The 20,906-nt window shown below is 36.8% G+C and carries 17 protein-coding genes and 1 pseudogene; 13 read left to right on the forward strand and 5 right to left on the reverse strand.

The features are described from left to right. Positions 1–215 precede the first annotated feature (215 nt). Positions 216–1,607, reverse strand: a complete 1,392-nt coding sequence (locus tag ACZ5QH_RS06590) for a heavy metal sensor histidine kinase (protein ID WP_303578046.1) — start codon at positions 1,605–1,607, stop codon at positions 216–218. Next, complete coding sequence (locus tag ACZ5QH_RS06595; protein ID WP_004722117.1) at positions 1,597–2,280, reverse strand: heavy metal response regulator transcription factor; 684 nt, start codon at positions 2,278–2,280, stop codon at positions 1,597–1,599. The genes ACZ5QH_RS06590 and ACZ5QH_RS06595 overlap by 11 nt, the downstream gene beginning before the upstream one ends. A gap of 151 nt (positions 2,281–2,431) precedes the next feature. Between ACZ5QH_RS06595 and ACZ5QH_RS06600 the strand changes: the two genes are divergently transcribed. From ACZ5QH_RS06600 to ACZ5QH_RS06610, 3 genes and pseudogenes are all read left to right on the forward strand, one after another. Then, complete coding sequence (locus ACZ5QH_RS06600) at positions 2,432–2,764, forward strand: hypothetical protein (protein WP_303578047.1); 333 nt, start codon at positions 2,432–2,434, stop codon at positions 2,762–2,764. Between the two features lie 160 nt (positions 2,765–2,924). Further along, positions 2,925–3,302, forward strand: coding sequence for an RNA chaperone Hfq (gene hfq, locus ACZ5QH_RS06605; RefSeq protein WP_004819926.1), 378 nt, complete (start codon positions 2,925–2,927; stop codon positions 3,300–3,302). A gap of 632 nt (positions 3,303–3,934) precedes the next feature. Next, positions 3,935–4,893 (forward strand): annotated as a pseudogene (locus tag ACZ5QH_RS06610) (IS110 family RNA-guided transposase). A gap of 316 nt (positions 4,894–5,209) precedes the next feature. Here the strand turns inward: ACZ5QH_RS06610 and ACZ5QH_RS06615 are convergent. Then, positions 5,210–6,010 carry an undecaprenyl-diphosphate phosphatase gene (locus ACZ5QH_RS06615; RefSeq protein WP_004819927.1) on the reverse strand — a complete coding sequence of 267 codons (801 nt, stop codon included), beginning with the start codon at positions 6,008–6,010 and terminating at the stop codon, positions 5,210–5,212. A 306-nt stretch (positions 6,011–6,316) separates the two neighbouring features. Here ACZ5QH_RS06615 and kdpA point away from each other — a divergent pair, with 306 nt between their 5' ends. From kdpA to ACZ5QH_RS06640, 5 genes are all read left to right on the forward strand, one after another. Beyond that, a complete protein-coding gene (gene kdpA, locus ACZ5QH_RS06620; RefSeq protein ID WP_303578093.1) occupies positions 6,317–8,041 on the forward strand; it encodes a potassium-transporting ATPase subunit KdpA in 1,725 nt (574 codons plus the stop codon). Positions 8,042–8,051: 10 nt separating this feature from the next. Continuing rightward, on the forward strand, positions 8,052–10,082 hold the full coding sequence (kdpB, locus tag ACZ5QH_RS06625; protein ID WP_303578094.1) for a potassium-transporting ATPase subunit KdpB: 2,031 nt from the start codon (positions 8,052–8,054) through the stop codon (positions 10,080–10,082). Positions 10,083–10,102: 20 nt separating this feature from the next. After that, on the forward strand, positions 10,103–10,708 hold the full coding sequence (gene kdpC / locus ACZ5QH_RS06630; RefSeq protein ID WP_303578095.1) for a potassium-transporting ATPase subunit KdpC: 606 nt from the start codon (positions 10,103–10,105) through the stop codon (positions 10,706–10,708). 253 nt (positions 10,709–10,961) lie between these two features. Further along, complete coding sequence (locus ACZ5QH_RS06635) at positions 10,962–13,601, forward strand: sensor histidine kinase (protein WP_303578096.1); 2,640 nt, start codon at positions 10,962–10,964, stop codon at positions 13,599–13,601. Between the two features lie 27 nt (positions 13,602–13,628). Continuing rightward, positions 13,629–14,336: a response regulator gene (locus tag ACZ5QH_RS06640; RefSeq protein WP_034618127.1), complete on the forward strand. Its 708-nt coding sequence runs from the start codon at positions 13,629–13,631 to the stop codon at positions 14,334–14,336. A gap of 914 nt (positions 14,337–15,250) precedes the next feature. Here ACZ5QH_RS06640 and ACZ5QH_RS06645 read toward each other — a convergent pair. Continuing rightward, positions 15,251–15,421: a hypothetical protein gene (locus ACZ5QH_RS06645; RefSeq protein WP_171077820.1), complete on the reverse strand. Its 171-nt coding sequence runs from the start codon at positions 15,419–15,421 to the stop codon at positions 15,251–15,253. 505 nt (positions 15,422–15,926) lie between these two features. Here ACZ5QH_RS06645 and ACZ5QH_RS06650 point away from each other — a divergent pair. Beyond that, the gene (locus ACZ5QH_RS06650) at positions 15,927–16,148 is read left to right on the forward strand and encodes a hypothetical protein (protein ID WP_004722098.1); all 222 of its coding nucleotides are present in this window, start codon (positions 15,927–15,929) and stop codon (positions 16,146–16,148) included. 563 nt (positions 16,149–16,711) lie between these two features. After that, positions 16,712–16,864, forward strand: a complete 153-nt coding sequence (locus ACZ5QH_RS06655) for a hypothetical protein (RefSeq protein WP_004819938.1) — start codon at positions 16,712–16,714, stop codon at positions 16,862–16,864. Between the two features lie 59 nt (positions 16,865–16,923). Here ACZ5QH_RS06655 and ACZ5QH_RS06660 read toward each other — a convergent pair whose 3' ends face one another. Further along, a complete protein-coding gene (locus ACZ5QH_RS06660; protein ID WP_413772484.1) occupies positions 16,924–17,694 on the reverse strand; it encodes an AraC family transcriptional regulator in 771 nt (256 codons plus the stop codon). 138 nt (positions 17,695–17,832) lie between these two features. On the opposite strand from ACZ5QH_RS06660, the gene ACZ5QH_RS06665 reads away from it, so the two are divergent. The 3 genes from ACZ5QH_RS06665 to ACZ5QH_RS06675 all read left to right on the forward strand — a co-directional run bounded on the left by ACZ5QH_RS06665 (position 17,833) and on the right by ACZ5QH_RS06675 (position 20,390). Beyond that, the gene (locus tag ACZ5QH_RS06665; RefSeq protein ID WP_303576549.1) at positions 17,833–19,023 is read left to right on the forward strand and encodes an MFS transporter; all 1,191 of its coding nucleotides are present in this window, start codon (positions 17,833–17,835) and stop codon (positions 19,021–19,023) included. Positions 19,024–19,479: 456 nt separating this feature from the next. Further along, positions 19,480–19,695: a hypothetical protein gene (locus ACZ5QH_RS06670; RefSeq protein ID WP_004819941.1), complete on the forward strand. Its 216-nt coding sequence runs from the start codon at positions 19,480–19,482 to the stop codon at positions 19,693–19,695. A gap of 230 nt (positions 19,696–19,925) precedes the next feature. After that, positions 19,926–20,390 carry a hypothetical protein gene (locus ACZ5QH_RS06675; protein ID WP_303576428.1) on the forward strand — a complete coding sequence of 155 codons (465 nt, stop codon included), beginning with the start codon at positions 19,926–19,928 and terminating at the stop codon, positions 20,388–20,390. The last annotated feature ends 516 nt before the right edge of the window (positions 20,391–20,906 follow it).

Genomic DNA, 20,906 nt, shown 5'->3' on the forward strand with positions numbered 1-20,906 from the left:
TGATATACATCAGAATGACTTTAAAATTACACTTTTGTTATTTAGAAAAAATAAACAATTGGTGATATTAAAAGATTTTCAAGGCAAATTAAATACATACTAATCAGAAAAGTTTAATTTTTTTTAATAATGAGTTTGTGCTTCAATTTTTACAGCTGTATTTTCAACAGCTGCTTGAAGATGTGATTTTATTTAAGATACTTTTGCGCTGTATATCATGTTGGAAGATATTCATTTTTAAAAACAACTGTGAAGATCACTAAACCATCTCGTGATTCTGCTTGGATGGTTGCACCATGTAAGGCCAATATAGACTTGGTAATGGCAAGTCCTAAACCTGTACCATCTTCAACACGTTGACGAGAGGCATCTGTTCGATAGAAACGGTCAAACAGCCGTGATAATTGTTCAGGGGATAAGGTTGGGCCTTCATTTTCAACTGAAAAAATGGTGTGGTCTGCTGTTTGTTGACATTTAATCTGAATGACAGAGTTCGACTTGCCATATTTAATTGCATTGGATATTAGGTTACTCAGCGCACGGCGTAGCATCGCAATATTTGCATTGACTTTTCCTGTACCAACAAGGTGAAAGGTCATATGTTTTTCTGCGGCTAAAGCATCATAAAACTCAAATAAAGTATTAAATTCTTCATATAAATAAATGGTTTGTATGTTTTTAAGATTAAGCCCATTTTCTGCTTTCGCCAAAAATAACATATCTGAGACGATTCTTGCCAGATGTTCAAACTCTTCTAAATTTGAAAATAAGACTTCTTTATAGGCATCGATATCTCGACTGCGCGACAAACATACTTGTGTTTGCGTCATTAGATTGTTGATCGGTGTACGAATTTCATGCGCAAGATCTGATGAAAAGTCTGAAAGCTTTTCTAAAGCCGACTCTAAACGGTCCAGCATTTCATTAAAGGCGATGGTCAGTGATTTTAATTCTGTTGGGGTATGCTCAACCTCTAAGCGCTCAGATAAATTTTGTGCTGAAATCCCTTCTACAACTGTGGCTATTCTTTTGATTGGACGCAATCCTCGCCAAACAGCAAACCATCCTAAAAACATTAAACACAGTGCGGCAATTAAACAAATATAAAATAACTGATGTTTAAATTCATTTAAAAAAAGCATGTGTTCTGAAGTATCAATCGCAACAATAATTTGGGTAGATTGTGCATCTTCATTTTCTTCAAAAATATTTTGATAGACCAGTCCACGATAATGTTTATCTTGAACGTCCCATCTAATCCATTGCTCCAGATCTGGGTTGGCAATGACTTGTGGTGCGATTGCCATTTGGGCGGAATTAAATACAATTTGATTCACAGGCCGTTCAACTTGCACAATCAGATTATCATGTCCAATGAGAGAATCTTTTAATGCAACATTGAGTTCTTTAGAGTTGGTTGGATGTTGTTTTAATAGATTTTGTATCAGTTGAATTTTTCCCTCAAGGAGTACTCGATCTTCACTTTCAAAGTGTTGTGTGACTCCGAGGTGTATCACGAAGCCCATGATAATTAAAATCGTTACAGTGGAGAGGGAAAAAATAATGGCGATTCGGAAACTAATCGCATTGAACAGCTTACGCCTCATCTTCTACCTCTAGAACGTAGCCCATTCCTCGAATATTCTGAATCAGTTTAGGTGTAAAGTTACTGTCAATTTTATTTCTTAAACGTTTAATTGCAACTTCGACAACATTGGTGTCACTGTCAAAATTCATATCCCAAACTTGTGAGGCAATCAGCGCTCGTGGCAAAATTTCACCACGTCTACGCATAAATAATTCCATCAATGCAAACTCTTTCGCGGTCAGGTCAATACGTTGCCCCTCACGTGTTACACGACGTTTTCTGATATCAAGTTCAAGATTGGCAATACTGATTAAGTTACTGTCTTCTCTTTGCTGTCCGCGACGAAGTAAGCTTTTTATTCTTGCGAGGAGTTCAGCAAACGCGAAAGGTTTTACCAAATAATCATCCGCACCCAACTCTAATCCTTTTACGCGGTCTTCAATTTGATCTCGCGCTGTTAAGAATAAAATCGGCATGGTTTTTCCATTTTTACGCACAGCTTCTATAATATGCCAGCCATCTACCCCAGGTAGCATCACATCTAATATGATGACATCGTAATCTTCAGAAAGTGCATACTGTTTACCTGTGAGCCCATCTGTAACCCAGTCAGTAATATATCCCGCTTCAGATAAACCTTGCTTAAGGTAGTCCCCAGTTTTTTGCTCATCTTCGACTAATAATATTCTCATGTTTGCTTCCTAGAATACTCTTTAAAAATATAATAGCGTGATAAAACTAAAGAAAGGTATAGATTACATAAATGTCACTTTCAAGTCATCTTAATGTTCAATAGTCCGATTTATTGTACCACTTAAGAATCTCAAGCTTGGAGAGGTATAAATGCGAGCAATTTTACAGCGCAGTTTAATGAGCGTGATTTGTCTGGGTACGCTGATGATAACGACTCAATCTTGGGCAGATGTCTCTAAAATGCTGAATAAAACGGATACTCAAACCGTAGAAAAAACGCCAATACAATGCTCTATAAAGCCTTGTAATGCACAGCATGAAGCCAAAAAGTCTAACAATGAACATGCAGAGCAACAGCATGTACATTCAACTGAAATGGCACAAACAACTCAATCGAGTGGGGTCGATATGGCGCATGTGATGATGAAGATGGATCATTCAAATATGATGATGCCTACTACCTCTACGACAGCAAGTAAGTAACACAATAAAAGATTTATGTTGAAATTCAAAGCTTAGGGGATAGATGGCAAAGTTGGTTCATCTATTTTGAAAGAAAGTAAAATTCGCAGGATGCATTTAATTATAAATTTTATTTAAAAATGATATTTTTTTAAGTATTTAAAAGTTTTGGGAGCGTAATATGTCTAAGATTCAAACCTTACAAGATCCGCTGTTAAATTCTCTCCGAAAAAAACATATTCCAGTTTTTATTTTTCTGACCAATGGGATTAAGTTACAGGGGCATATTGAATCTTTTGATTCATATGTCGTGTTACTAAGGAACAGTGTAGGGCAAATGCAAATTATCTATAAACATTCAATTTCTACTGTTTTGCCTACACGCCATCCACGTTCAAATATCAAAGCCTCTCTTGCAAAATTTGATCATCAACACAGTTACAATACCTTTGAAAATGATCGTGAATATTCATTTAATAGCCAAAATGACTTTGGTTATGAAAATGGTTTTAATGATGAAAAACACTTTGAAGATATTTCTGAAGATGAAAATACTTGAAAATTAGATCATCAAAGGCCCGATCAAATATATAAACAATTGAGTGGCTTTATCTAAGTGATCCTTTGTCTATATATAGACAGTATGAGGATTTTAGTCTGAGTTTTTCAGTCTTTAACATTCCCTGTTAAATATTAGGCTTCTTTATATAAGGCCTTTTAAAATCCATAGAGCAAGATGAAATAGCCCTCATCTTATAGTCAAACCACTTAATTATTCATACAAGTGATTTATATCAAATCACTGATCATAAATGAACCTCATGTTTTTGTATGAATTCTTAGAAACTATTGATTATTCATTCGGTTTTTGTACTTTTGAATCCTAGATGGTTATCCTATCGTGGGGCGACAGGGATGTCGCCGTTAGGCGGGGGTACAGGACGTACCCCTCGCCTAACAGAAGATTTTTGTCACTTGTATCTTGTTCTTTGTAGTGATTAGCTATCACTACACGTAAATTGTAGAGTTTGGTTTGTCACTAAAACTTCGAGTTTCCTGAAAAGATTAAACCTACAATTTACACCTAACCACTGACATAAATCTGGACGGTAACTAAGCACTTTGATGCTGCATTCACAAGAAAAGACTGTGGTTTTTTAATATTAATTCAATCAATAATTAGGTGAAGCTATGTTTTATCTTGGCATTGATGTTTCTAAAGCTAAATTCGATTGTTGTTTATTTCTTGATGACTCTAGTGGAAAAATAAAAACTAAATGCTTTTCCAATAGCAATAAAGGATTTCATCAATTGTTATCATGGTTAAATCGTTTTGGTCTTGTTGCTGAAGAAACTAGAGCCTTAATGGAAGCAACATCCGTCTATCATGAAATGTTAGCTCAATTTTTATTTGATTTAAAATTTCAAGTTTGTGTGGCTAACCCAGCCCGTACTCGATATTTTGCTCAAAGTATCTCTAAGCTTAATAAAACTGACAAAATCGATAGTGAAGTATTAGCGCGATTTGCAATGACTGTAGATTTACATTTATGGCAACCCACTCCTGATAATATCCGATTGCTCAATGCTTTATTAGATAGAAGGTCAAGTCTTGCGAACGACTTAAAACGTGAACAAAATCGTTTGGAAAAAGCAAACTCCACTCTAATAGTTGTACCAATATTAAATCATTAACTAGGCAAATTCAGAATCTAGATACACAAATTCAAAACCATATTGATCAAAACCATGAGCTTAAACGTGATCAAAAGCTTCTTGAAAGCATTCCAGCAATTGCTGAGCGTACCAGTTTATTAATGCTTGTTTTTTTACGTGCTCATTCTTTTGAAAAAGCAAGCCAAGCTGCTGCATTTGTGGGTTTAGTTCCCATTCATAGACAATCTGGTAGTTCTGTGCTTGGAAAAAGTCGCTTATCTAAAGCCGGTTCACCTAAAATTCGATCGGGTTTATATATGGCTGCCGTTGTTGCAACTCGGTACAATCCTCATATTAGAGAGTTGAGCGAACGGCTCTTAGCGAAAGGGAAAACTAAAATGGTAGCGATTGCTGCTGCTATGCGAAAGTTAATTCATCTTTGCTATGGTGTTCTTAAAAACCAACAACCTTATCAGGCAAATTATAAGGCATGAATCCTTAAATAATTTGCTTGACAGTTAAGACGGTATCTTTTCATCTCTGAAAAGTGAGGCATCGCCTACGCAAAGCTATTTAAACTTTGAACGTAATGTGTGGCATTGCAAGCTTTTTTATAATCAAATAATTTAATTTTCTATGTAATTAATTTAATTGAAAAATATTGATTAAGAGAAATTATATTCTTGTTTTTGAGTTTTTTGATAGGTTGACTATATTTAAGAGATAAAAAAAGACCCACAAGATAAGTGGGTCAATACGATAAAAAATAACATAGGCAGACTTAAATTTATCTGCTATTAATTCACATGATTATAAAAACACAAACAGTAAAATAATACCCAATACCACACGGTACCAAGCAAACACTCTCAACGTATGTTTTTCAACAAACTTTACCAAAGCTTTGACCACCAAGAGCGCAGCAATAAATGCAGCCACAAACCCTATTGAAATATTAATCAGGTTATCTGAGGTTAAAACATCTGCATTTCGAATTAAATCATAGGTTGCAGCACCTAACATGGTTGGCATTGCAAGGAAAAAAGAAAATTCGGTTGCCGCTTTACGTGATAAACCAGACAACATCCCGCCAATAATAGTGGCGCCTGAACGTGATGTTCCCGGAATCATGGCAAGACATTGAGCAAATCCAACCAGAATTGCCTGTTTTAAGGTAATGTCTGTGGCTTCAATGGTTTTAGGTTCAAACTTTCTGGCTTCTACAGCAAAAATAATGAAGCCCCCGATGATTAAAGCAAAAGCCACAACCAAAGGACTAAACAGCACTTGTTTAATAAAATCTACTGCTAAGACACCGATCACCACCGCAGGAATAAATGCAACTAAAACATTAATCGCAAAACGTCTGGCTGCAACATCGCCTGAGAAAAAGCCGCGAATTAATTCGATAATTTTTTGTCGATACAGCCAACATACGGCCAAGATAGCACCCAATTGGATCACCACTTCAAATACACGTCCCGAATCTGAGTGAAAATCAATGAGATGACCAAATAAGATCAGATGTCCTGTGCTTGAAATCGGTAAAAATTCAGTTAAACCTTCGATTAACCCCAAAAACAATGCTTTAAGCAGTTCAAAATTTTCCATAAATAAAATAAACAAGCGTTCTAAAATTTGAACCTTTGTAATGTATTTAACGCTGTTTATAAATCAAAAAAGACAAAATTTTACGAAATTTTTACGCGGCTGATCTGACTGTAAATAGAGAGTTTACGGGGTATTTTCGGATACTGAGTTGTGGAATATCCCAGCGTTTAGGATGAAAAAGATGAGTGCTAAATATATAGCGCATCAACAAGTACAGCATCCAAAATTATGCGTACTTCAAAAACATATAAATCATTGCAATATCGACATTTTTAATTTGAGCCAATCAAGTTGGGGGGAAATGTCATGTTAGAGTTTATCTTAGTCTTGGTGATTGTGGTGCTTTTGGCTTTTCCTTTAGGGAAATATCTTGCCTGTATTATGCAAAACCGAGAAATGAAAATTGATCCAATTTTTAACTGGATTGAAAAACCGATTTATCGTGTTTTGGGTACACATCCTGATCAAGGGATGAATGCAAAAACCTATTCACTCAGCTTTGTCGCGAGTTGTATCGTCATCGGATTGGTCACTTGGCTGTTGTTTATGTGCCAAGCAAGTTTGCCACTCAATCCAAATAATGCACCAAATATGTCATGGGATTTAGCCCTGCATACCATGATTTCATTTCTGACCAATACCAACCAACAGCACTATTCAGGTCAAGCGCAACTGTCATATTTATCACAGATGGTTGGTATTGTTGGATTGCAAATCATTACGCCAATGATGGGGTTGGCAATGGTGGTCGCAACCGTCCGTGCCTTGTTTTATCCGCAATCGAATGCTTTGTCAGAAGCAGATCAAAACCTAAGCTTTCAAAATAAAGTTGAAAAAATCAATGTCGGTAATTATTGGGCCGATGTGATTCGTCCAACCTTTCGGTTTTTAATTCCGTTATGCATGATTTGGTCATTATTACTCAATAGCCAAGGTGTGCCATCAACCTTTCAAGGTGGTCCAGAAGTTCAAGTGATTGATCAAACCACTGAATTAAAAACTCAAAAAATTCCACTCGGTCCTGTTGCACCCATGGTTGCGATTAAGCAATTGGGCAGTAATGGTGGGGGGTGGTATGGACCTAACAGCAGTGTGCCATTGGAAAATCCAACACCATTTTCAAATTTCTTAGAAATGATTGCGATTTTACTTATTCCTGTCGCCGTGATTTTTATGTTGGGTTTTTTAACCAAACGTGCAAAATTTGCTGGTTTTGTTTTTGGCTCAATGTTGCTGATGTCGGTTGTTTCAGCCACGGCGGCAATTTGGTCTGAAAGCCTGTCATCTACCGTGATGCAAATTTATGCTATGGAAGGAAAGGAAGTACGTTTTGGTGAGGCATCTTCTGCACTTTGGGCCGCCATAACCACACAGGTTAATAATGGTTCAGTCAATATGATGCATGATTCTGCATCGCCATTAACAGGCTTGGTGGCGCTGGCGAATATGCTGATTAATGCGATTTGGGGCGGGATTGGCTGTGGCTTACAACAATTCATGATCTATTTGTTTTTGGCTGTATTTATTGCGGGTCTGATGACAGGGCGTACACCTGAATTATTTGGCCGCAAAATTGAAGCAGGGGAAATCAAATTACTTGCTGTGGTGATTTTGATTCAGCCAATTACGATTCTCGGTTTAAGCTCAATCGCTTTGTTTTTCCCAGAACTTACAGGCAATAGCAATCCGCAATACCATGCTATTTCGCAAGTGTTGTATGAGTATGTTTCGGCCTTTGCCAATAATGGTTCTGGTTTTGAAGGTTTAGCAGACAATACCGTGTGGTGGAATGTGAGCTGTGTCATCGCTTTACTGCTTGGACGTTTTCCGACATTGATCATTCCTTTAATGATTGCTGCGCGTTTAGCTGCAAAGCGTCAAGCTCCTGAAAGCAGTGGTAGTTTAAAAGTGGAAACGCCAACCTTTGCTTTCACCCTGATTGCCATTGTGGTGATGTTGACTTTATTACAATTTATGCCAGTCCTTGTTTTAGGACCGATCGCTGATCAGCTGTTATTGGTACAAGGCTAGGGTGAATACAATGAATCATTCAAAACAATCTACGCAAAATAAATCATCAACTTTATTTCAAGGTGAAGCTTGGAAAAATGCCTTGATTAAATTGTTACCGCAACATGCGATTAAAAATCCAGTGATGGCGATCGTATGGCTGGGTACCATTATCACACTGGTCAGTACTTTAACGGGTCAAGCCGATACTGTATTTGGTTTAGCGGTGACCTTGATTTTATTTATCACCGTATTATTTGCCAATTATGCTGAAGCCATTGCCGAAGCTAAAGGTCGAGGTCAAGCCTCCTCCTTAAGACAAGCACGTCAAAACTTAACCGCACGTCGACTCAGTGCTAAGGATGACTTAGAGGGTGTGCAAGTCGCTGCAACTTTATTAAAAATGAATGATCTGATTGAAGTCCGTGCAGGAGAACTGGTGCCTGCGGATGGTGAAATTGTTCATGGTTTTGCGACTATTAATGAAGCTGCGGTAACAGGTGAGTCAGCACCCGTTTTACGTGAAGCAGGTACCGATAAGTCCGGTGTGATTGGGGGAACTAAGGTTTTAACGGATCGTATCGTGGTACAGGTGACTGCTGAAGCGGGTAATAGCTTTCTTGACCGAATGATTGCTTTGGTTGAGGGCTCCAATCGTCAAAAAACACCAAACGAAATCGCACTGGGGATTTTACTGACTGTGATGACCGTGACCTTTATCGCGGTGGTGGTGAGTTTACCTTTTATTGGGCATTTCTTAAAAATTGAAATTAACCCGATTTTATTGGTGGCATTGTTGGTGTGTTTGATTCCAACCACCATTGGTGGCTTGTTGCCTGCAATTGGTATTGCGGGGATGAATCGGGCATTAAAAGCCAATGTGATTGCCAAATCAGGTAAAGCTGTCGAAGTCGCGGGTGATGTAGATGTATTGTTACTCGATAAAACAGGAACCATCACCTATGGTGATCGTCAGGCAACAGCATTTTTCCCACTGACTGGGGTGACTGAGTCGGAACTACGTCAAGCTGCGATATTGACCTCACTTGCAGACCCAACACCAGAAGGTAAATCCATTGTGGTTTTGGCAAAAGAGCAAGGTGAACATATTGTTGAACCTGAACAGGCCGAGTTTATTGCCTTTAATGCCGCAACGCGAATTTCAGGTGTAAATTTATTCAATGGACAGCAAATCCGTAAAGGGGCAGTAGATGCGATTGTTAAATTCGCTTCACAGAATATTGAACATCATAGTGAGCTTAAAACACGGGTAGAACAGGTTGCTTCAAAAGGTGCAACGCCGTTAGTGGTGGCAAAAGATCAAAATATTCTGGGGGTGATTGAACTTTCAGATGTGATTAAACAAGGCATCAAGGAAAAATTTGCTCGCTTACGTGAAATGGGTATAAAAACTGTCATGGTCACAGGCGATAACCCGCTGACTGCTGCTGCTATTGCAGCTGAAGCTGGTGTCGATGATTATATTGCTGAAGCAAAACCTGAAGATAAGTTAAATTGTATTCGTCATGAACAGAATAAAGGTCATTTGGTTGCTATGGTTGGCGATGGAACCAATGATGCACCTGCATTGGCACAAGCGGATATTGGTTTGGCAATGAACTCAGGGACCCAAGCGGCAAAAGAAGCGGGCAATATGGTGGACTTGGATTCAGATCCAACCAAATTATTGTCTGTCGTTGAGATTGGTAAACAGCAGTTAATTACCCGTGGTGCATTGACCACCTTTTCATTGGCCAATGACGTTTCCAAATACTTTGCCATTTTACCTGCTTTATTTGTTGCAGCCATTCCTCAAATGCAAGCCTTAAATGTGATGCGCTTGGGAAGTTCAGAAAGTGCAATTCTCTCAGCACTGATTTTCAATGCCATCATTATTCCATTATTGATTCCAATTGCTTTACGTGGAGTGAAGTTTAAGCCTTCAACATCAACGCAATTGTTACGTCGAAATATGCTGATTTACGGTGTGGGTGGTGTGTTGTTGCCGTTTATTGCGATCAAGCTGATTGATCTGATGATCAGTCCTTTATTGGCGCTTTAGAAATTTTGAGGTTGATTAAAATGAATACTGAAAATAATCGATTGGTTGAGTCATCATTCGCTGGACTAACACGGGCATCGCTGGGATTAACCATTGTCGCATTGGGTCTCTGTGGCTTTGTCTACAGTACTGCGGCAACAGGGCTAGGACAAGTTTTTTTTGATCAACAAGCCAATGGCAGTTTGATCGTTGAAAATGACCGAGTTGTCGGTTCTAAACTGGTTGCACAGCCTTTTGTACAAGCGCAATATTTCCATCCACGACCTTCTGCTGCCAATTATGATCCAATGGCCATGGCAGGAAGTAATATGGCACGAACTAATCCTGATTTACATAAAGCAGTAGATGAACGTTTAAACAAAATTGCAATACAGGATCACATTGAAAAAAGCGCGATTCCTGCGGATTTGGTCACGGCTTCAGGCAGCGGAATTGATCCTGAAATCAGTGTGCAATCTGCAATGATTCAAGTAAAACGCATTGCCAAAGCAAGACATTTGCCTGAACAGGATGTGCTAAGGTTGCTGCAAGAAAATAGTATACAACCGACATTTGGAATTTTAGGGCAAGCCAGAGTCAATGTACTTGAATTAAATTTGGCTTTGGATCAAATTGGAACTCAATAAAGGGGTTGCAATCATCAATGCAAAATGAATCTGTGTTGATGTAATTGATTCTCTCTGATTGTTGAAAAGCGGGCATTATTGGGATTTTATTCTCTTATAAATTTACAATATTCCCTCTTTGAGATTGTAGATGATTCAAGCTGAATCAAACGACGGTTTTTTCTGTGTTTCTTTGCTGGCCTGTGTTTTTTGCTGTATTGAATGGTCGCAAAGAAACACCACAGTGATGTAATTTTTAAACAAGCAGACGGCGATGAGCGATTATAGAAATAATAAAGCAGATGTTTTATTGCAACACACTCAGCGTTATCAATCTGGGCGCCTCACTATATTTTTAGGGGCTGCACCTGGTGTGGGGAAGACTTTTGCAATGTTAGTGCGTGCGCACGAACTGGCCTTGCAAGGGATCAACATTGTGATTGGCTATGTTGAAACCCATGGTCGCATTGAAACTGAAAACCTCATCTCCGGTTTGGTGATTATTCCAAGAAAGACGATTGAGTATCAAGGGCATGCTCTTGAAGAAATGGATCTTGATGCTGTGCTGGCAAGCAAACCCAGTATTGTTTTAGTGGATGAATTTGCGCATAGCAATATGCCAAATAGTCGTCATGAAAAACGCTGGCAAGATATTAATGAATTGCTGGATGCGGGTATTGATGTATTTACCACGATGAATATTCAGCATCTCGAAAGTTTAAATGATGTGGTCTATCAAATTACGGGTATTCGGGTGACTGAAACTGTACCTGATCGGGTCTTTGAGCGGATCCGTGATATTCGATTAATTGATTTACCAGTCAATGAATTACTTGAGCGTTTAAATCAGGGCAAAGTCTATGTGCCTGAGCAAGCTGAACAGGCATTACAACGCTTTTTCAACAGTTCAAATCTGACCGCATTGCGTGAATTGGCAATGCAAACCGTTGCCAGTCATGTCGATACCGATGTTCGAGAAAATTTTGCTATACAAGGGCTAGTCCCCATTCCTTTAAAAAATCATATTTTAATTATGATTGAGGGCAATGGGCAGGCAGAGGCGTTGGTCCGCGCAGGTTGTCGTATTGCCGAAAATCGGCAGGCAAATTGGACGGTGGTGGTCTTTTCTAAAGATTCAAAAATAAGCGAAAAACAAGACAATTTATCCAGTCGAGAAATTGAACGTGCTTTAAACCTCACCCGTCAATTGGGCGGAATGACAGAAATCCTTTATGGTCAACAACATGCAAAAACGTTGTTTGATTATGTGATGGATCGAGGAATTTCAACCTTGGTGTTGGCACAATCGCATCGTAAAGCCTTGGTATGGGGTGTAAATTTTGTTGATCAATTACTTAAGTACCAGCCAAGTTTTGAATTGAGTATCGTCCCGATTCTTGCAGAACATCGTCAGCAATCATTTTTTCAGGATACGCATTCATTTCTAAATCTTAGAGAAATATTATTCGTTATATCAACCACGGTGATCAGTATTGTGATTGCCAGCTTAGGTGAAAAGTATTTAGGAATCGAAGAGCTTTCGGTGATATTTATCACTGCTGTAGTTTTTGTGGCATCTAAGACACGGATGCTGGCTGCGGTATTTTCGGCACTGTTGTTCTTTTTGGCTTATAACTTTTTCTTTATTTCACCCAAATTCACTTTGCAAATTTCTGCACATCAGGGCGTGATAACCGTGGTTGCCTTTTTAGGCGCAGCGTTGATTTCAAGCCGTTTGGCATCAAGACTGAGAGAACAAGTAACAGCTTTAAAGGCTGCCAATAGCTATAACAGCATTATGCAGGATTTAGGTCAGAAGTTGTCTATTGCAATTGATTTAAAGCAAGTGCAGGAGATTGCAGAAAACAGTTTAAGTAAAAACTTAAATGCCGAAATCTGGTTTTATTTCCCAGAATCGTCAACGTCATCACTTGAGGTGATTAACAATAAAGAAAAAATTTCAGCAGATTGGACATTTAAGAACCATCAACCATCGGGACGGTTTACCCAAACCTTGACTGAAAATGATTGGTGGTTTTTACCATTATTGGCGTCTAAGCAGTGTTTTGGTGTAGTCGGGGTTAAGTTTCTTAAAAATGTATTGGTTTTAAATACAGAACAGAAGCAATTGACTGAAACCATGGTTGAATATATTGCTCAAGCGATTTCTCGAACCCAACTCACTAAAGCATTGGAAATCGCCAATGTCAGTTCAGAAACCGAGAGATTGCGTTCGGCCTTGTTATCCTCCGTCTCTCATGATTTACGTTCACCTTTAGCCTCTATGATTGGTGCAGCTGATACTTTGAGTAATTATCGGCATTCAATGGATGAACAAGATCAAGACAGTTTGTTGGAGGCGATTCATTTAGAAGGCGAACGACTGGATCGTTATATTCAGAATTTATTGGATATGACACGCTTAGGCCATGAAGGTTTAAGTCTTAAACGAGATTGGATTGGTGTCGATGAGTTGATTGGTTCAGCGGTACGCCGTTTAAAACGTTATATGCCTCAAAGTCTTGTTGAGGTTGATTTACCTGAGCAAACCTTGAGCCTATTTGTGCATGCGGCTTTGATCGAACAAGCGATTTTTAATGTATTGGAAAATGCAGCCAAGTTTTCTCCAGAAAATAAAGCGGTAACGATTAAAGTTTTACAACTCAATGAAAACGAAATTGAAATCTCAATTAGTGATCAAGGTTTGGGTATCCCAGAAGATGAACGAGAGCGAATTTTTGATATGTTCTATACTATGGAACGTGGCGATCGCGGGCAGTATGGTACGGGGTTGGGCTTAACCATTGTTAAAGCCATTATTGGTGCGCATATGGGTAAAATTTCGGCATCTTCAGCCAAGAATAATCAAGGCACCTGCATCCGTATGCAATTGCCGATTCAGCAGATTGGATAAGTGCACATATTGATTTTAGGAAATAGCATGCCAGAACATAATGTATCGACAAGTTCCATGACCAATGTATTGATTATTGATGACGAAACTCAAATTCGTAAGTTTCTCGATATTGCACTTAGGGCACAAGGGTATAAAACCCTACTGGCTGAAAATGGTCAAAAGGGCTTAGAGCTTTTGGCTTTGCAAGGCGCTGATTTAATTATTTTAGATTTAGGGCTACCTGATTTAGATGGTTTAGAAGTTTTGTCTGAATTGCGAGCGTGGTCACATGTCCCTGTGATTGTTTTGTCGGTTCGTTCTAATGAGGAGGAAAAAGTTAAATTACTGGATGCTGGCGCCAATGATTATGTGACGAAACCTTTTAGTGTTCAGGAGCTGATGGCGCGAATCCGTGTATTACTCAGACAATTTCAAAATATTGCTGTAGAGTCCGCTTTTTTTGATGATGGATTTTTAAAAATTGATTTTGCCCAAAGACAGGTATTTCTTAACCAACAACTGATTTCACTGACACGTAAGGAATATCAATTGCTGACTTTATTGGCGCAACATAAAGGGCAGTTGATTACTCAACCACAAATTCTCAGTGATTTATGGGGACCTACTCATCAGGAAGATACCCACTATTTAAGAATTTTGGTGGCCAAATTGCGTGGAAAACTGAATGATAATGCGGTACAACCCAAATATATTGTGACTGAACCGGGTGTGGGCTTACGCTTTGTAGGCTAAGCATGGCTAAATCTTTTTTGAGATCATTGGTCTCTTACCGTATTTACAGTAGATGGTTAAAATTAAACTAAACGATTCTTTGTAAAGTGCAGAGTAAGGGGCTTTTTATAGTCAACCTGTCAAAAAACTCAGACACAATAATATAATTATCCTTAATCAATATTTTTAATTAAATCAATAGTATGTAAAAGTTATTTGATTAAAAAGTTAGCAATGCCACACTTTACATTTAAAGTTTAAATACCTTTGCGTAGGCGATACCTTACTTTTGAAAGATCAAAAGTAACAAAAATCTTTCGTTTAACAGGGCTCTTGCGCTGCAAACAAAGCAATGCTTTATTTTTGCTCATGTACCCCCGCCCAACGGCGACATCCATGTCGCCCCACGGTAGGATACCCATCTATGATTCAAAAGCACAAAAAACGAAATACTGATAATAAATATAGTTTATTTATTAAATCAAACAATTAAGTGATTTATTCAGACTTGAGCGAGCATCTGTATTTTAAATTTCACTAAGAATTTTGGTCTTATATCGATAAGACTTTATGATTTGAATTTAGAATTATGAGAATTGAATAAATAAAGCGTAATCAAATATATTTTATCCGCTTTCATCTGTTGATCTGTGTTAACTTAGCTTTGATCGAATCCGTAAGCGAAACGGAAGTGTTTAGGTTGTTACAGGAATTGCGTATTCCCTCTAAATAGATTTAAAACCTAAGCAGTTAACGCTGAGCATGAGATCGCAGCATGCCGATCTAAAAAGCCCGCACTATTGTGGGCTTTTTTACATCATTAAAAAACTGAATATTTTAGTAGATAACATCTGAATTTATATGACTCACAATAAAAAAACTTACCAAGTATCGGTAAGTTTTTTAGATAAAGCTGTATAAATTAAACGTTAATATTATTTAGGTTTATTTTCTTCAGCCGGTTTAACTTGATTATTGTCCTGATTTGGATTCGGCGGTGTCACACCGGGAGTTGCTTGTGGCGCATCTTTAGCAGGAGTTTGCTCAGCATTTTTAGTATCAGAATTTGCTTGAGTTGAATTTTGCGAAAAACTTTTAAATGACATTATAATCTTCTTAACTGTGAAGTGAGTCTGGATAATAGCCTTTTAATCCACTTACACTAAGGTAGTTGTGAGAGCCATATGTGGAGATATGTTGGCTAAACTGAGTTTATATCGACAAAATATATTTATAAAAATATCAAATATTTGTATGGTGTTGTTTTAAATGGTGATATAGGAAATCTTTAAATCTAGGCCTGTACATAAACATCACAAAGCCATTATATAAAGAAGAACTTTTAATTTAAAATAATCAAATGTTATTTAAGTTGCATAATCTGCTGAATGAGCGTATTATGAAAAATACTAAAGCAGATGTGCTTAATATATAAGCAAGACTTGAAGGTTGGCTTCAACTCTGACTTCTGCAATATCAAGCTGATGTAAATATCAAAAGTTTAAATTAAGGTTAGATGCCTTCTTATCGTTAGTTCCAAAAATATATCTGTTGGTCTTAATAGTTAAATACTTCTCTGTTTGCAAAAGCTCAAAACAATTGAGTGAAAAAATGAATATTTTAAATGGCTGGACAATAGCCTCTGCAGTAAATGGCGATGAAATTCGCGTAAAGATCGTTCCTTTAAAAAGACAACAAAGCAACCGTACTGGTATGAGTTGGGTCGAAGTAGGGAAAAAGATTGAATTAGAATCTGGTGACGATCGTCAATTTAATATTGATGGTTCATCTTTCTATCTTAATCAAAATCAACTTTATCGTATTGCGATATAATTCGTAATCAATGTTTTAGAAAAGCTCATCGTAAGATGGGCTTTTTATATGGGTGAATGAAAATAAAAGGTAATATAAAAGGTAATATAAAAGGTAATATAAAAGGTATCGAAAGTTAAAGAATGATTTCTGATTTCTGATTTCTGATTTCTGATTTCTGATTTCTGATTTCTGATTTCTGATTTCTGATTTCTGATTTCTGATTTCTGATTTCTGATTTCTGATTTCTGATTTCTGATTTCTGATTTCTGATTTCTGATTTCTGATTTCTGATTTCTGATTTCTGATTTCTGATTTGTGTTGATTGATCAATACTCGATAATTTTAAAATGATTAAATGGAATTAAAATCTCATAATAAAAACTTACCATGTGACTGTTTGGTTAAATACCGAAATAGATTAAATCAGCCATAAGACTGAAATTTCGATGATTTATCTGAATCTTTGAAATCAAATGTAATAAAGTTTCACATAAACTTGCATAACTCACATATCGAAATACTTTATTAGAAATTTGATGTTATTCCTAATAGACGTTATTCAATTCAGTATGAGGTATATCATGTTAAAGACCGTAGCATTATTAGGGACTGGAATTGCAATTGCTTGCTACTATCAGTCACATAAAAATAATCCTCAGAAAACCAAGGGTAAAAATTTAGCCAAAACCAAAGATGATGATCATAAAGAGTCCTCAGCAGAAGCAGTACATTAAATTTTAATGAAAAACCACCGATTCGGTGGTTTTTTAATATGAACAGAGCAATAAAAAATTTATTTAAAACTTTGAGGTGGATGCCCTAAGTGCCGTTTAAACATCGCACTAAATGCACTCTGGCTGGTATAACCTAATGAAGCGGATATATGAGATATACTTTTGCCTTGAGCCAGTTGGCTTAAGGCCAAGACAATGTGCATTTGTTGAATCCACCCTCGATAGGACAAACCTGTTTCTTTTTTAAATAATCGAATTAAGGTTCTTGGGCTTGTACCAATTTCATCAGCCCAGATATTTAATTCCTTAGCGTTGTTCGGATTATTAATTAAATAGTCACAAATTAAGATAAGACGTTTATCTTTAGGTTTGGGAATTTCTATTGGATATGTAGGTGCCTTTTTTATTTCATCAAAAATTAGCAGTTGTAAGGATCTCTCTAAATCTTCGCTGTATGGCGTTTCGTGATCTTTCATTGTATCTAGTTGATTAAGCCTAAGAACTAATTCACGTAAAAGGCTGCTCATTCTCACTAAAAAACATTTTTCTCCTAAAATATCTGCAGCATTTTTTTCAACTAAAGCCGTACTTAATCTGACCTCGCTTAATGAAATCACACTGTGTTCAACAAATGCAGGGATCCACAGCGCACATTGCGGAGGGATAAGCCAGATATGATCAGCCGTTTGAACACGTATTGCACCTTGAGACGCATAGAGCAACTGCGCACGGCTATGCATATGTGGTGCGATAACACTTCCATATTTATGCTTGGAGCCTTTAGAAATAACCAATGTGGTTACCGAGTCTGAGTTTACTGGCATCGATATACACTCTTAAAATTTGTCACTTAGGCGATAATTTTTGGAATATACAAGTCAATATGACAATTTATACTAAACCATAAAGTTTCATGTAATAAAGGTTTGTTTATGCAATCTACTTCACCAACACATCAAGATCATCGGATGGATGCTCCAAACGACCCTAAGATGGTACATCACATTATTTTCGCAGTTGCTTTCGCTCATTTATTAAATGATTTAATTCAAGCGTCACTTCCCGCAATTTACCCATTACTTAAAAATAGTTTTTCATTAAATTTCACTCAAATCGGAATAATTTCACTGGTTTATCAAGTTACCGCTTCATTATTACAACCATGGATTGGATTACATACCGATAAATATCCTAAACCTTATCTTTTGCCATTGGGGATGGTAATTACACTGATTGGCATATTCATGCTGGCTTTTTCTAATAGTTTCTATATGTTGCTGTTATCAGCATCTTTAATTGGAGTTGGATCTTCAACATTTCATCCTGAAGCCTCACGTGTTGCGAGAATGGCCTCTGGAGGAAAGTTTGGTACAGCTCAGTCAACTTTTCAAGTGGGTGGAAATACAGGATCAGCGATAGGTCCTTTACTTGCTGCAATCATTATTGTTCCAAATGGTCAGGCTTCAACAGCATGGCTGATGCTATTTGCCTTAATCGCAATTTGGATTTTATTTAAAGTCAGTAAATGGACAATAAATAATGCACAAAAACAACTCAGCAAAAGTATAGCTTTACCAAGTTTTAAATTGCATGGGCGTACTTTATTTCGCGCACTTAGTATTATTGCTATATTGATGTTTGCTAAGTTTACTTATATTGCAAGCATAAGTAATTACTATACTTTTTACTTAATTGAAAAGTTCCATCTTTCCATTCAAAGTGCTCAGTTATATCTCTTTGCTTTTTTAGCTACTGTTGCAATAGGAACTTATTTTGGTGGGCCTATTGGCGATCGAATTGGGCGTAGAGCAGTGATTTGGATATCTTTCTTGGGAATGATACCGTTTGCACTGGCTTTACCTTATGTAAATTTATTCTGGACTTGTACTTTCGCAATGATAGCTGGATTAATTATGTCGTCAGCATTTTCTGCGATGGTTGTTTATGCACAAGAAGCTGTGCCTGGTCGTGTAGGGATGATTGCGGGACTGATGTTTGGTCTCATGTTTGGAGTAAGTGGTATAGCAGCGGCGGGGCTAGGCTATCTCGCAGATAAAAATAGCATAGATTGGGTATTTCAATTATGTTCATTTTTACCACTATTAGGTTTTGTGACCTTGTTCCTACCAAATACTCAAGTTAAACATCAATCAAGCTAAGAAGTAATTATGTTTTTTAAGAATATCAAATGTTTAAAATATACGTTCGATATTAAATTTCATGCTTACAACTGATTTTAGTGAACTGAGTGTGTTGTCTAAATTTTTAAACCAAAGTGACGGTGGATGACGTTGGTGAATCTGTGGATTGCGTAAATCTCACCGACTTTGGTTTTAAATGATGGATAAAGCGCGAAGATGAGCAAATGTGAAATATGTTTGATCTGTCTCACATTCTAGATATGGCTTTATTGGGTTTTAGGCATAAGAATAAAGTTAAAAAATTAAATAAAAATGTCAGCTTTTATAGAAATCCATATTTTTTTTAAGGTTTTTGTAAATATACCTCAAAATAGAGGCTGTTTTACCTCAAAGTGCTTTGCTTAATTTCTAAAAATAGGACATAACTATGAGAGTAAATAGAGTAAAAATTTTTAATTACAAGGGGAATAAAAAATGCTTTTAAAATTTGCCACTCGATTCGCAAGTATTTTGTTTGGAATATTGGCTTTAATTGCGATCGTGATTCATTTTGTTTTTTCCAATAAGCTATCCATTGATCTATGGATTGTCTTTTTCCCAGTGATTTTAGCGGTTCCAATTTTAACAGCAGTTCTGATGACTGGTGATGATGAGTTAGGTGTTCAATCTGGTGAGTGGAACAACTCATAACTTTAAATCTAAGCTCATCGAAAGATGGGCTTTTTAGTATATGAAAGAATTAATTTTGAACCTATGTCGTTATCTCACTTTTTCTTTTAATGGATAAAGGAGGGATATAGGCAGTAAGTACCGACAAATTTGTGGTTGTATAGCGAGTCTAGTTATCGTTATGCACTCGCTTAAACTTGTATTTGCAGTGTTTTGTTTCAACAGCTGGATCGTTGATGAGGAGAACTACGTTGCGATATTTATTGTTTATACTCAGTTTTTTACTATGTGCTGAATTGAAAGCGCAAAGCCCATTAGACGAACCTTTTTTGCAAGTTGGTGCGGTTGATGATCAATTCAATATCATTAATCTCGAATTGTACAATGGCTTAGTCAAAGTGATTAATCACAATTTTTCGAACATTAAGCCGAATCAATCAGATGATTTAACAAACATTTCTAGAATTAGATTGACCGGCAATGGATTGTTGCTTGTATCTGATTTAAAGGGGATTGAGTCTGCAGAAGATCTAAGAGAGAAATTTGATGAAAACAAATATAAAAATCTGACCAAAAATAACATCTGTAGTAAAAGTGATTTGTTTGAGTCTGAAGTATTTAAAAAAACAACACGAGGCAATATTGTTTATCAATTAAATAACGCTAAAGGTGAGTTTTTGAAAAGTTTTACAATGAGCTATAAAGAATGTCTATAGATATTAGGTGTTTAAATGAATACTTTGGGATAATTACTATATATTTAAATACTTATTGTACAGTCGAATTTTTTGTAGCTCAGACTAATTTATAATTTTTAAATTAAACCCAAAAAAGTAGAATTCCTTAGCCATTTCTAAGGGATAGCAAAATGTGGAATTTCATCAAAAGCTTTAATTGTATAAATGTATGGCTAATCGTATCTTTGATTGCTCTTGGATTGGTGTTGTTTCTATATTTTTCTTAAATTTAGGTGATTTATAGCAATTCAGAGGTAGTAACTAAGTTTGAAGTATCGAGTTTGTATAGGGCATAGCTATATTTTAGCTCTAGTGGATGGGAAGTTGGATGATGCAGATTTATGGGTTTTATTAGAATAATGAAAAAGAAATTATGCTCTTCAATAAAAATAAATATCTAATGCATATCGTGCATAAACGATGATGTTTGAGATTTTAGTAGATCGTTTGGAAGCATGGCGCTAGATGATCTCTATGCATATAATCAATGTAATT

This window comes from Acinetobacter sp. Ac8, assembly GCF_055392545.1.